Annotated in this window: 9 protein-coding genes; 4 read left to right on the top strand and 5 right to left on the bottom strand. The window is 54.4% G+C overall.

The window, feature by feature from the left end:
• Positions 1-20 precede the first annotated feature (20 nt).
• The 4 genes from tyrS (at position 21) to KQI65_05695 (ending at position 3,868) form a co-directional block, all read left to right on the top strand.
• Entirely contained in the window at positions 21-1,208 is a 1,188-nt protein-coding gene (gene tyrS / locus KQI65_05710; GenBank protein MCB2204227.1) for a tyrosine--tRNA ligase, read from the top strand.
• 39 nt (positions 1,209-1,247) lie between these two features.
• Positions 1,248-1,793, top strand: a complete 546-nt coding sequence (locus KQI65_05705) for an arginine decarboxylase, pyruvoyl-dependent (protein MCB2204226.1) — start codon at positions 1,248-1,250, stop codon at positions 1,791-1,793.
• A 210-nt stretch (positions 1,794-2,003) separates the two neighbouring features.
• Positions 2,004-2,162, top strand: coding sequence for a hypothetical protein (locus tag KQI65_05700; GenBank protein ID MCB2204225.1), 159 nt, complete (start codon positions 2,004-2,006; stop codon positions 2,160-2,162).
• Positions 2,163-2,233: 71 nt separating this feature from the next.
• Positions 2,234-3,868: a T9SS type A sorting domain-containing protein gene (locus tag KQI65_05695; protein ID MCB2204224.1), complete on the top strand. Its 1,635-nt coding sequence runs from the start codon at positions 2,234-2,236 to the stop codon at positions 3,866-3,868.
• Positions 3,869-3,885: 17 nt separating this feature from the next.
• On the opposite strand, the gene KQI65_05690 is transcribed toward KQI65_05695, so the two are convergent.
• The 5 genes from KQI65_05690 to KQI65_05670 all read right to left on the bottom strand — a co-directional run bounded on the left by KQI65_05690 (position 3,886) and on the right by KQI65_05670 (position 13,933).
• On the bottom strand, positions 3,886-6,753 hold the full coding sequence (locus tag KQI65_05690) for a DEAD/DEAH box helicase family protein (protein MCB2204223.1): 2,868 nt from the start codon (positions 6,751-6,753) through the stop codon (positions 3,886-3,888).
• 453 nt (positions 6,754-7,206) lie between these two features.
• Positions 7,207-7,947 (bottom strand): DUF2807 domain-containing protein, encoded by a 741-nt coding sequence (locus KQI65_05685; GenBank protein MCB2204222.1) that lies wholly within the window; start codon positions 7,945-7,947, stop codon positions 7,207-7,209.
• Positions 7,948-8,017: 70 nt separating this feature from the next.
• Positions 8,018-10,198, bottom strand: a complete 2,181-nt coding sequence (locus KQI65_05680) for a T9SS type A sorting domain-containing protein (GenBank protein MCB2204221.1) — start codon at positions 10,196-10,198, stop codon at positions 8,018-8,020.
• Positions 10,199-10,451: 253 nt separating this feature from the next.
• The gene (locus tag KQI65_05675) at positions 10,452-10,988 is read right to left on the bottom strand and encodes a hypothetical protein (GenBank protein MCB2204220.1); all 537 of its coding nucleotides are present in this window, start codon (positions 10,986-10,988) and stop codon (positions 10,452-10,454) included.
• A gap of 98 nt (positions 10,989-11,086) precedes the next feature.
• Positions 11,087-13,933, bottom strand: a complete 2,847-nt coding sequence (locus KQI65_05670; protein MCB2204219.1) for a T9SS type A sorting domain-containing protein — start codon at positions 13,931-13,933, stop codon at positions 11,087-11,089.
• Positions 13,934-14,272: the final 339 nt, after the last annotated feature.

The raw sequence follows: 14,272 nt of genomic DNA, 5'->3' as shown, positions 1-14,272 counted from the left end.
TCCCCACCGTCAACGAACAAATGGACCATATCCGCCGCGGCATTTCCGAGCTGCTGCCGGAGGACGAACTCGTGCGCAAGCTGGAAAAATCGATTTCCACGGGCACGCCGCTGAACATCAAGCTGGGCTGCGATCCGAGCCGTCCTGACCTACATCTGGGACACTCGGTCGTGCTGCGCAAGCTGCGGCAGTTTCAGGATCTCGGACATCAGGCCATCCTTATCGTCGGCGACTTCACCGGCATGATCGGCGATCCGACGGGCAAGAGTAAAACACGTCCATCACTCACCCTGGAAGAAACCCGGGTGAATGGACAGTCGTATTTCGAACAGGCGGCCAAGGTGCTCGACATCGACACCGTGCAGATTCGCTACAACTCGGACTGGCTCGCACCCATGAGTTTCGAAGAAGTCATCAAGCTCAGCGCGAAATACACCGTGGCGCGCATGCTTGAGCGCGACGATTTCGAAAAGCGCTACCGCAGCCAGGAAGCCATCAGCGTGCATGAATTCCTCTATCCCCTCGCGCAGGCTTACGATTCCGTCGCGGTGCGGTCTGACGTCGAGCTGGGCGGCAGCGATCAGAAATTCAATCTTCTTGTGGGAAGGGAAATCCAGCGGGAATACGGACAGGCGCCGCAGATCATTCTCACCATGCCGCTGCTGGAGGGCACTGACGGCGTGGAAAAAATGAGCAAATCGCTGAATAATTACGTGGCCTTCAATGACACGCCTGAGGACATGTACGGCAAGACGCTGTCGATTACCGATCCGCAGATTCTGCAGTGGTTCCGTCTCGTGACGGATGTCGACGGCGAGCGTGTGGCAGCCATCGAGTCGGCCATGGAAAAAGGCGAGAATCCGCGCGATTTCAAGCGCGAACTCGCCCGCAGCGTCGTGGCCATGTACTACGACGACGCGGCAGCAGTACAGGCGGAAGAGCATTTCGACCGCGTGATCAAGAACAAGATGGCGCCGGAGGAGATTGAAGAATTTGCGCTTCCGGCTGGTAGTGATAAGTTGTTACTTGAAGTTATTTTTGAAGCCGGACTTGTGAAGTCCAAGGGTGAAGGCCGCCGCCTGATGCAGCAGTCCGCTGTCAGCATCGGCGACGAGCGCATCACCGATCCCACCGCACCCGTGCCGCCGGATGCGGAGAGCATCGTCAAGGTCGGCAAGCGGCGTTTTATCAAGATAGTTCGCGGCTGAAAAGCCCATTTCTCATTTCCAGTTTCGGAGGATACTCACGTGTTCGTTCCCAAAAGAATCTTTTTCACCAAGGGCGTCGGACGACACAAGGATTATCTGCAGTCTTTCGAGCTCGCGCTGCGTGATGCGGATCTCGAACAGCAGAACCTCGTGACGGTTTCGAGTATTTATCCACCGGGATGCAAGCGCATCAGCAAAAAAATCGGCCTCGAGCGTCTGCATCCGGGTGAAATCACTTTTGTGGTCATGGCGCGCAACGCCACCAACGAGGCCAATCGCCTGATCGCATCCTCCATCGGCGGCGCCATGCCGGCCGACGGCACCACCTACGGCTACCTCTCAGAGCATCATCCCTTTGGCGAAACGCAGAAAGTGGCCGGCGACTACGCCGAAGACCTCGCCGCAACCATGCTGGCAACGACCCTGGGCGTGGATTTCGATCCCGACTCCGCCTGGGACGAACGCGAGCAGGTATACAAAACCAGTGGCAAGATTTTCAAATCCTTCAACGTCACACAATCCGCCGAAGGCCGACTCGGCCTGTGGACCACCGTCATTTCCTGCGCAGTGCTGCTGCCGGAGTAGTTGGCTGGGTTCATCGTTGTTTGTTAAGGGCAGGCGTTTTGGTCTGCCCTTTTCGTTTTTACTCACAGGTGTTGCCCCGCTTCGCGTGGCGGTGTTGCCTCCGCTGCGCGGAGTCGTTTTTGCCTCACCTGCGGTTCGGCGTTGTCGGCACGCACCCTCTGATTTCCCAACATCAACCAAGTACCACTGACTTCGCCTGTCGCGGCGTAGTTGAGTGAAGCGAAACGAAGCCGGAAAATCGAAATCGAAATCGCAGTCGAAACCGAAATCGAAATCGATATCGCACACGAAATCGAATTCGAAATCGAAATCGTATACGATATCGAAATCGTTATCGCTATCGATTTTCCAGGTGATCATGGAGGGTGATCTCCTCTCTTTATTCCCTCCTCGTATTTCCGTACCATAGATCGTCGTTTATTCCACTGGGGGTTTGCTGTATGCGGCGTATTCTTTTTTCGATCTTGTGCTTCATTCTCATCGGCTTTCCTGGACTGCTGCACGCGCAGGTGCCGAAGACGACCGAGCTGCCGGATTGGCATATCAAGAAATGGGCGGAGGTGTACCGGCCGGATTTGACGTATTTCGCCCGGTACTCGGCTCCACTCGGGGATATCAACGGAGACGGATACGACGACTTTGCCGTCACATCGAAATCCGACACCACATATATCTTTTTCGGTGGTGATACGCTCAGCCATGTACCGGCTTATCGACTTCAGGGGGGCAGTTCGGGTGTGTGTGCAGCGGACTTCAATCGTGATGGACGCATGGATATTGTCACCGCTATCCATAATTGGCCCCCTGGAGAATATCCCCCGGATTTCACGGGTAAAGTCCGTGTCTATTACCAGAAAGAAGGCGCGGTGAAGTATGACTGGGAGCCTGACCTGCTGATCGAAGGAAAGCCGCAAGAACGTGTCGGTAAGACCTTGGAGTATGGTTACCGGAACTCAGTGTTTGCCCCGGATTTCAATGGTGACGGCTGGCCGGATCTTCTCGTGATGGCGAATGACCTCCGGGAGTCCGTTAGATACAAGGCGGTTCTGTATCTCGGCGGTCCGGAGATGGATGCGGAATATGATGTCGAGTTCCTGGTCACGCCACCCTTAGCGGCCACTCTGACATTTGCACTCGATATTCTGACAGGGGACATCAATGGAGACGGCTACGACGAAATCCTGATTGCCGGCGCTGACACCACAGGTAATGTGTACTGGAATCTCTATCTGGGGAATAGTCAAGCTGCAGCAGGAATACCCACCAGGGTGATCCGGCAAAAAGACGGATGGGCACCAAAATACGGTCGGGCAAGAATGATGGATATCGACAACGACGGCTACCAGGACATACTCGATATCGCAATTCATAGGGAATTCGGTGACGCACTGATGTTTCGTGGTAAGGCAGAGCTGCCATTGACGATTCTACCAAACGACTCGATACCGAATGCAACACCTGGACCATACGCTGATATTAGCCCGACCGTAATTGCTCCAGTGGGTGATATGAATGGTGATGGCAAACCAGACCTGATAATGGGCTGGTCGAACGGTATTTTCTGGCAGGCAACCAGATATTATTTCTATCCTGGTGGTGCAGAGTTCCGCACTCCATTGGGGTTTTTCGGAACCTCTCCGAATGTCGATTATGTGGATCCAGGAGTGTATCCAGCCGGAGACGTAAATGGTGATGGATATGACGATGTGATAACTCTCGGCTCGGGATCCAAGCATGGACTAAGTTGTCGCTTTCAGATCTGGGTCGGTGCGAAGCAATTGGCAACATCCGTTGGGCAGTCCCCCCATCCGGAATCCCCTTCCATTCACCTCTCACCCAATCCAATTTCTCAATCAGACCAATATCTCACCATCCATGCGACAGGTCTGCGTCCGGGCACAGCCCGGATTCTCGTGTCTGACATGCTTGGTCGTGCTGTAATCATGAAGCGCCTCGACTCACCCGGCTCCAGACTTCACCACTCGATGAACATTCCCCAGCTCACCCCGGGACTTTACTTTGTGACAGTAACTCAGAACACGACAGTGCTGCATAGCAAGCTGTTGGTGCGCTGATCGGCGAGATCAATTCGCTATTTCCACAGGACCTTCACGAAGCGGCGACCCTGCATGAAGCGTGTGCGCAGCTGCGTCTTCAGCAGGTTCGCGCCCTCACCCTTCCGCGTGTAGAGCAGGTCAGCTTTGCCCAGGTGCTCTTCCCAGAAGCGGTGAAAGACATCGGCGCGTTCGCGTTTGCGGGCGAAGTCCGAGGGTACGGGGACAACCCCCACCTTGACGTAGGCATCGGCTGGATCGCGCTTTCGGAGGAGTTCACCGACCCGCCGTCCATTGATCAGTCTGTAGGTCTGGAGAATGTAGCGCTGGTCCTGCACCGGGCGAAACAGTTCGTTCATCGAGGATGTGAAGCATGTGTTCTCCTCTTCCAGTTCGGACTCAATCCATATGCGCAACCCGCCGTCGTCACGGTGACTGCTCCGAATGGGCGGAACGGCGTCACACGTTTCCTCCCGCAGGGCGACGATGCTGTCGCGTACGACGTTCGCCAGTGACATGACATGCTCGGTGCTCGATACGTGCTGCTCCTCGGTGACAACGCGATTCAGACGCCGAGAGCGATACCAAAGAAGACCGACGGTCAGCAGGCCAAATGTCGACAAGCCCGCACCGGCCGTGAGTGCCGGGGCGAAGGTGTTCACTGCGACGCTCACCGCGGCGGCAGTGAGAGCAGGAACGACAGCGGCGATACCACCCAGGCGGCGCGATTGCAAGCGGAATTCCTCGATCACCTTCTCGAGCTTCGCCGTGCTTCGCGCTGTGGCCGGGAGACGCGTGGGGGCATCGGCGTCGGGAAGGTATTCGAGGCAGGGAAGTTCAACGCCGCGATACTCGAGTCCGATGCGCCATGCACGGAGGACCTCATCGCGACGGGCTGATCGTGCCAGCATGTCTTCGTTGATGTGATCGATGGCCCCGGTCAGCTCATCGGGACGCAGATGCGTCAGCAGCGGGTGTACGTGGCCGATACCGCGTTCGAGTTCGCCATCATCGCTCAGCCCGTAGAAATGCTGGTGTTTTCGCAGGAAGCGATCCCAGTCGGCGAAGCCGCGCTCGAACTCGGGCAGGACGGCGACGATATCCCAGTTGTTGGACACTTTCTCGGGCCGTGACGGATCGAGACGCAGGCTGCGACCGTGCATCTGATTGACGCTCACGTAACTCGCCACCGCGGTCATGTCGATCAGCACATTTACTGCCGCGCTGTCCCAACCTTCGCCCAGGAGTCCGCGCGTGCCGATCAGACAGCGGGTGACGCCCCGGTCAAACAGTTCGGTGATCATCAGCACGTAGGTGCGCGTGTTCCAGTCGCTTCCTGAACCACGAATTTCAAACATCCCTCGTGTAGCGTCGGATTCGCCGGCCATATCCCCCGGCGTGTATTCGCCCTCACCAATGAAGACAGCTTCGAGCTGTATCTCCCACTGCCGCGCCGCCGCGATTGCGCGCATGTCCGCGCAGAAACGCTGCGCGAGGTCGTCGTCGCACAGCACTGAAGAACCCGTGAGCATGACGGGATCGAGAACGTCGGTCTCCGGATCGGAAGTGATGGTACGCATGACGGCCACCGCGCCCCCGGCCTCCGGATCGAGAATGCCTTCGAGCGCTTTCATTCCGCCCGCCTGTGCTGTTTCGAAATCTGTCAGCACCAGCGCACGCACGTGATCACCGAGATTCCGGATTTCCTGCGCGAGGATACGACGAAGCATCCCGTGTTTGGCATGCGACAGCGCGAGTACGCGGTCGATGACGCTCCGCCGCCGTACGAACCCCCCTCCGCGCTGTTCATACCCGAGCTGCCTTAGGGCACGCGTCACCCTGCCGATACGCGACGCGATTTCCGGAGCGTGCTCGCCGCTGCAGACATCGTCGAGATAGCCTTGCAGGATACCGGAGACATCATCGAGCGTGAGCGCTTCTTCCATTTCATCGAGCATCGGCACATGCGCGGGTAGAGGAATGCCGTATCGATGGGCATAGCGTCCGAGGGCGATGGCGGCGGAAGTATTGTTTTTCAGAAAGGAGTTCCATGCATCGTATTTCCTGCCTCGAAATGCGCAATGGTCCATGACGTCCTGCACGTACAGATGCAGGGGTGTGACATCTGCCTGCGCGCTGTTCAGGTCTTCGAACAGCGCGTGAAATTCCTGGTGCCGCGCACGGATGAAGGCGAGTTCCTGCGGATCGGGGTGGACCAGGCAGACGAGGTCCTGGAACGGCGCCAGGTTGCCGTCCTTGACGACGGCGGGGAGCGGGATCTGGTAATCCACGGGTCCCACAAGGTCGAGATACATTGACTGTTCGTGCGCGGCACGGTCAACCGGCGGTGTGGCCGTGAGTCCCAGCACCATCATCGGATGCAGGGCGAGCACTTCCTTCAATACATCCGCCCAGAACGCGAGCAGGTGGTGGCACTCGTCCAGGATGAGGAGCTGGTAATCCTGTCTGCGCAGAATCTCCACCAGGTGTTCGACGTTTTCATGCATGCTGCCGTCCACGGCATTGCGTACGGCAATTCTCTGGTAGGTCAGCGACAGGATCGGTGTCTGCTGCGCGGGATCGTGTCCGATGAGATGCCGCACATCATCTCCCCAGACCTCACCCAGCGTATCCACCAGATCGGCGGTGGCGCGACCGTACTTGTCGATCCACTGTGCCTGAATGGCCGCGTTGGGCGAGAGAATCACGGAATTCACACCCAGGCGCTGCAGAAATGCGATGCCGATAATGGTCTTTCCCGATCCCGGCGGTGCGACGATGTGGAAACGACGCTTGCCTTCTGCGTGCTTTCGCGTCAACACATCCAGCGCTTCAGCCTGGTACGGCCGAAGGTTCATCGAGAGCGCGCGCTCGTCGAGCATGTTGTGCAGATGGTCTTCGCTCATGCGCATAAAGTGCATTTCACATCGCTGTATCACAAACCGGATTCCCCCTCCCTCTGCCTCTCCCACAACCTGATCTCCCGATCAAATCAAGCTCTTGATCCAGTCCGTTTCGACGGCTTGTTCGTCTCTGAACGCTAATAGGCGAAGACCATTCAGCGTTGCAGAATTCCGACCTGGGTCATGTTTTCGTATCCCGTACGGTCTTCTTTCGTCGGGACGCAAGAAGGAACGGAAGCACGATAAGGACAATGCCCGGAAAGAGCAGGGCGATAATTTGATTGTAACGCAATTCCCACATCGGCCAGCACTCCACACGAAAATGCAATACCGATGAGCAGCATTCCCGACAGCACAGAACATAACATCACCCATCTCATTACCACCTCCAGATTATTACGCTCCGTGCGATCGTGTTATCTGAATCATCCTGTCCGCACGTTGCTTCTCACAGCTTTAATGTGCTATGACTGTACACAGACTATCCACGTACAACTCGACGTGCTTCGGATTGCCATAATACTCGACAGTGACTCTACCTCTATTGATTATCTCCAGTGTATCAGTGCAATACACCGATGCCGTAGAACCATTTTCGCATCTCAGCTGCAGATTCTTACAGACGAAACCATCCAACTCCGCAAGAGTACCTGTCACGACAAGGTCACATTCACCCGCTTCACCTGCCATGGATATTCTTGAACCTGACAGATCAATCGATATGTACTTGGATGAGAGTTCACCGCTATAATCCGATCCATATACTCCATGAATCCAAACACTATCCTGCATGTCAAAGCCGGATATCTCGCAATTGGACAAGTACTGTGATGTTATGGTATGGATGCTGGGGACGTTAACTATGACCTCACATTTTGTGGGCCTTGCGTCAACACCTTCATAATCTAGCTTTAGCCAGAATAGGTCTTCCCAGTTAGATGCAGAAAGGTGCGGGCGAATATTACTGTCAGTCGTAAGGATTGCTCTCGCAGTATCCCCCATTTCGATCCTTGCATCGACTTCACCCCATACCCGAAGTCGTTTCACATCGCCGATCGTCACAGTATCTGTAACCAAGACGCCATTGCCGTAAACCACTTCTTTTGGTCCATCAGGTGATGATGCTCCGTGGTCATCATCACAACCTGCAGAAACAATCAGCAGGACAATTCCCAGCAACATCAATATCCGAGTCATCCGCATCTCGTCAGTTTTTCACTCAATACGCTGAATGCTCCAGAATAGCAACTCGGGCGTGGATTGTCAATCAGCGAACCACAACGAGTGTTTTTGTAGCAGTCTGCGAATTGGCTGTCAGCGTGTAATAATAAATTCCTGGACGCAGTCCCTTGATATCGATTTCAGCGTGGTGAACCCCGGCGGACAACGTATGGTTCACAATCGTGCGAACACGGCGGCCCATGATGTCATGAATGACAAGACGGACATACCCATCCTGATCAAGGGAGAATGGGATTGTCGTTTTCATCCCGGTACTACCGGAGTGCGTTGGATTCGGGTACGACTGACCAAGATGAATATCCAACGGCTGATTTTCCACAGTGATCGAAGAAACGACATCGCCTTGATAGACCTTGAGTCCCCCATACGAAGTAGAACCAAAAAGAACAAAACTGGAAGAATCAACCTGTACTGGCGCGACCTGTAGGAGCCCTTTGCAGGAACCACTGGACTCAACTTCCCTCCAGCTCGCACCTCCATCCGTACTGTAGGTGATGCGTCCCGGATCTGTTACACCATAAAGCATATCCACATGCAATGGATGCGGGACTATATCCCGGACTTTGTAGCCGACAGCTATCCGCTCCCAGGTTGCCCCATAATCGCTGCTCCTGTTCAGGATCCTGCGGTGATGTTCATCGCTGGATAGATGAAACAGTATGTGAGGCTGCCTGGGACGCACTACAAAGCCGTATATGGTATCTGCAATGGTAGTCCACGATTTTCCTCCATCATCGCTCCGGATCACGAGGCTGCCACGGTTGGGAAGCGAGGCCGAAGGCAGCGCAATTACTGTTGCGTACACCCGGTCACTATTCACTGGATCAACAATGATGTTTCGCACGGAATTGATCCGGTATCCCGGAAGCTGAAGAATTTCCCATGTGTTTCCGGCGTCCGAGCTTCTAATCAGCCCATCCAATAATGATCCAGTTGAATCAACACCAGCAGAGAAATCTGCATACATCACCTGCCGATCAGAGGAGACGCCAACATGCGAGACCGACCTGTGCGGAATATGAAGTTGCTCCCATATGGTTCCTGCGTCAGTGCTCCTAGCTATGATTGTCGTGTCAAATGCGGTGGTGCTCCCATACCAGGATGACGGAACACGCGTGGAATAGATCGCATGCTCACCGTCCGATTGAACGAGAATCATCGAAGCCTCAGAACTCGAAGGATCGGGTAACAGAGTCTCCCAATCACCGCCGCCATTGGTTGTGCGGAGCAGACCCTTGCCGTGAACAAGTGCGAAAATCGAATCCTTCGAAAGGCATGAGAAGGCTGCAACATCGCTGATGGTCAGTCCGTTCGATTGCGCCTCCCATGAAATACCTCCATCATTACTGAACCAGACGCCCGTTGGGACAGCTCCCACATACAGTCGCATGGAATCAATGGGATCGATAGTAATCGTATTGATGCGTCCGAGGGACGGTGCTGCCGAAAGAACACTGAAGTCGTTACCACCATTAGTGCTGCGATAGATATCTGTTCCATCGTGTGCATACACGACATTCGAACGCGATGGATCGACGGTCAGTCTGTAGCCAAACGACGGAGGTGCTGGCAGTCCATTTCCAACCGCCTCCCACGTGGTGCCGGCATCGGTAGTTTTAAGAACACCTGAGGCGGAAGCGAAACTGCGGACATAGAAGATTGAAGGATTCTGTGAATCGAAGGTGACAACGGTTTCCGTCTGTGTGCTGTCCAACGATGAGATTTTTCGCCAGTGCAAACCGAAATCGGAACTGGCATAAAGCAGGTGACCACTGATGACATCCGAACCATGACCAGCTGGTTGAAAAGCCAGCAAGTGATCGTGAAAGAAGGGATTTGGATTCAGAAGCAGCCGCCCCATGGTGGTGTCGATTCCAGAGGACCGGTCTTGCCACGTCTGTCCCCCATCCGTTGACGCCACAAAAGAGTTGAGGTATGGGGTGGATAAATACTTCCGCGCGATCATGAGGTCGGGATTCCTGGGATCAACATGCAGCAGAAAATTGACGGAGTCCGAATACATCCGTTCCCAGGTTTCACCCGCATCCATCGTGTGGTAGATTATCTCACTCGAGTTTATTATGAACAGTTCTCTGTTATTAGTGGCAGATAGAATGAGTCTGGGATTCTCGTTCAGGCAGTCCGGTCCACCAATGTTGTTTGAGATATTGATCCATTGCGCGCCGAAGTTGTCGCTTCGAAACACTTCATTGATTCCGCAGGCATATATATGCGCAGATGATGAGGTAGGAATCTCTACGCGGAGAGCCCAGTCCCCACCGTTCGGTCCCAACGACGTCCACCTGGAAGCAACCGGGTACGGGACCTGCGACACAGCAGGTTGCATGGAAAAAACACACATCTGAATGATGAGTACTCCCATGGCATAAAGAACATGCAATTTGATTCTCAAATCTCTCACCTTCTAGCAGCTTGATATTTCGCTGGACTTAACTGAATCATCCTGTCCGCAGCTGACTCAGGAGGTACAATGTCGTCAGCACCGCGGCGACACCCACTCCAACAAAGATGTACAGAAGATACTCGTTCGCGCTTCGCAGACGGCCTACCTGCTCGATCTCTGATAAACGGAGAGCATGTCCTTCGTCACCGACACCACCTCGATCCGAATCATCGAACCCGGTAATGACCGTGGCCCCTTCAACGCAGTACTCAATGCAAATCCTGCCCCTGGACTCCTTCACTTCCCCGCCATCAGTGTATCCAACCGCGTATGTATCCGAGCCGCATATCTCGACCGTATCATCCTGTCCCAACAGCAAGGTATCATCCTCGATGACAACGGCGCGGTATACCCTGTCCTCCTTAACGAATATCCCCAGATCCTGATACCGTAGTGCCCCAGCAACCACATCACCATTAAGCCGCACGCTGTCGACATCGAAACCGTCCCCTGCATTCGTACGCACAGACTGCTCAAATTCAGCCAGCGACAGCGTCTCATATCCAGAACAGCCTGCCAGCAATATTGCCATGGCAGTGACCAACGAGAATAATCGCACCAAGCTGAGCGTCATATTGCTGCATGGTGAACCACTTTTATGCAGAATCTGCATATTTCCGATCATGGCCGTTACCTGATTACTGAGAGTAATCGTGATACTTGGGTGCCATCCACCGCCGTGACGCGAAGGATGTAGCTTCCCGGAGTGAACTGTGTGGCGGACACATTGATACTCCACTGTTCACCGGCTTCGAGTGTGCGGGAGAGGCGTTCGCGTCCGAGCATATCGTACAGGGACAACCGATAGCTCTCATCTCCCGCACCTGCAATGGCCACCTGCAGCATACCACCGATCGTGACCGGTTGCGGCCATGCTTCGAGCGTTAACGCGGCAGGCATCGATGGGTCGCCAACACTGGTGCTCTTCCGAATCACGTATGTCACTGCGATGCTGCGATTCGATGGAGCCGCGGATACGTTCAGTGCGGCTGCGTGTCCACCAACATCAAGCATCGTGCTATTCGGCTGCACGGCGACCGTGGCTTCCTGGCTGCCGGAGAGTGGATTTGCATTCAGCCAGGTTTCAGTGGGCTGCATGCTCCAGGGCATGGTCAATCCTCCACCCGTCCACAGCTGCACGTTCTGCGCTGCGGGAAGCGGTCCGCCGCGCTCGGCTTCGAAGTACAGGTGCTTCGGGGAGAGGACGATACCGGCCGGGGAATCGAAAACGACTTCAATCGAGGAACTGCATCCATCACCACTTCCCTGCTGATCGGAACGCCATTGCCATGTGATGTCAACGGGTCCTGCTGCCGTCAGCTGATTGGACGGCGTGATCATCCACCACCGCGTGCAGGTTGCGTTCGGGAGAAGTGTGCCGGGAGAAACGGGTCCACCTTGCTGATTTGCAAACTCCGGCGATGTGAAGAGCTGCGTACTGTCCGATCCGGCAAGGACGAACTCTTTCGGCAACACAATCGAAGCCTCACAGCCCGTGAGTGCTATCGTCCCGGTATTCGTTACGGTGTACGACACGAAAAGCGGATCAGGGATGAAGCGTTCGTAGTAGGGATCGGCGTACAGGGAATCGTGTCCACCCGTTGAACAGGCAATACCTGTCTCCTCCGGCCAGGCTTCGATGTGAATAATCATGCTGCACTGTTTCCACTCCGTCTGCTCGTCGGAACGGTAGCGCACGATGATTTCCTGATCTTCGGCAATAGAAGCTCTCTGCGGAATGAGAAGCCAGCCCAACACCGAAGTTGAATGCGTATCGAGCACCGGCATGTTCTTCTGTGCGACTTCGGTGGCATTCAGCTCAAACCTCGGGGCAAGATCGAGCGCGATTTCAGCTACGACATTCGTTTCTTCCTCATCGAGGAGATTGTCCAGCATAACTGTCAAAGGAACAGGATAAGGTTCATATCGAACATGATCCCGGTCAAAGCGCACCGTATCTACTGCATTCAGTCTGCATTTGGGACTCTCCACAGCTTCAATCTCAATTTCTTTTGTGCATGCTGCAATAACCTCATCGTCTCTGCCGTATGCGGTAACGCTAAAATGGGCTGTCCGTGCAGATCGTAGAGCAAGAATCCGCAGATTCCAGTCCAGCGGAATACTGTTACCTGGTGTGAGCGTTCCCCCACTGCGAATCAGTGCGTCTTCTGTCATCACACCACTCCCGGGTGCGATCTCAAGCTCGATTCGGTCGACTTCAACCTGCACAGTCCCGGAGTTCGTCAGATTGTATTGCAATGGAACGAGAGCTCGGGAAAGCACGGTGGACTCATCGATCTGATCTGGAGCGTTCAGCGTGCACACCACTGTTTTATCGATGACATCGATATGCACAATTCTGCTGCAGTAGTACGTGAATCCATCCACCGTGATCGCAAACAGCAATGTGTCATCGGTTGGCACGGCTGGTGGATTCTGCAGCACCATGTTGAATTGCAGGCTCTGATCAGATTTCGCCTCTACGTTGAAGGAATCGCGTACGAGGGAATCCCCTGCAGCAGGACCCAGATGCGGAGCGGAAATCAAGTCCAGACGGACACGAACATCAACGCGAACGGTGTCCAGCGGGTTATTGAGCGTCAGAGTGTATTGCGGCGCTGCAGGATCAGCTGTACTCAGTGCGGTATTCCATACGATCTTCTCTGGTCCTTCTACCTCGCAGGGAAGCTCCGGCACACCGGGAATGTTGGTGTGGATCTCGCAGTCACTCCAAGGCAAACCGTACTCATCCATGGCGCTGGTACGCACAATAATGTCACGATCGAAGCGAAGTGCATCGATACGGACTTCGACCGGGAAACTGACGGAAGCCCCTGGCGCAATGGTCTCTCCCGGCCAGAACGGATTGCGGAAAATGCGGCAGTTCGGAATGGCGGATTGTTGGAAGGACGCGACAGGGACTGGTGCGGACGTAACGTTCGTGTATGTCACCATATAGTGGAGCAAACCGACTTCGCCGTCCGGAGTCTCTGCGTAACCATTACCCTTCCAGTACACGCGGTCAGGTCCCTCAATCAGGCAGGAAAGTCGCGGATCATCCTCATCGAAACGTTTGACGACAATATCGTACGTACACCATTCCTCGGCTGCAGGCCATTCCGCGCCGGATTCCGGATCAACAAAGAACGCTTTGCATAACACCTCCAGTGTATCACCTATCAGAGACGCATCCTTCACACGCAGCGTCCATGTGCAACTTGCTGATTCTCCGGGGCCAATCTCCGCAGGAAGCATGGGCTGTGCGCTTGAGGGTGCGACAACTTCCAGTCCTGGCGGAACATCGATTGTGGCCTGAAGGACGCGTGCACCTTTGGCATCACTGAGGTTGGAAAGAGTATAGTGCACATCGAATGTTCGTGGCTCACCATACCCACGCGTCTTCTCTACCTTGATTGTATCAATGCTCGATATTGCACAACTGAACTGCCGGCAAGGCGTGGGAATGCGTAAATCCACATAGTATCTCCCTTCTGTCAGACTACTACCCAGGATCCGCCAATCTGGCAATCTTGAGATCCTATCAGGGAGGTAGGAATCACTATACAGTAGATATCCATTTGGTCTTGAGCTGATATTAGGTTGAGCTGGTACAGCTTTGTATGGGTGGTTCCAAAAAGATGAAAAAACAACATCCAGAGTGTTGGCGTCCAGTGCGATCAGAAAAAGATCATCAATATTATATGGGGACGGAGCGGCAATACTCATAGTATCAAATGCATTAATCAGCGGCATTACTTCATCCGACTCCAATGCCCCTTGACTAGGATAATATAAGTTTCCTGTGCACAGTATTAA

This window comes from bacterium, from assembly GCA_020444325.1.
Classification (GTDB): domain Bacteria; phylum Bacteroidota; class Ignavibacteria; order SZUA-365; family SZUA-365; genus BM516.
Note: the sequence above shows the minus strand (reverse complement) of the source record. Positions and strands in the feature narration are given on the sequence as shown.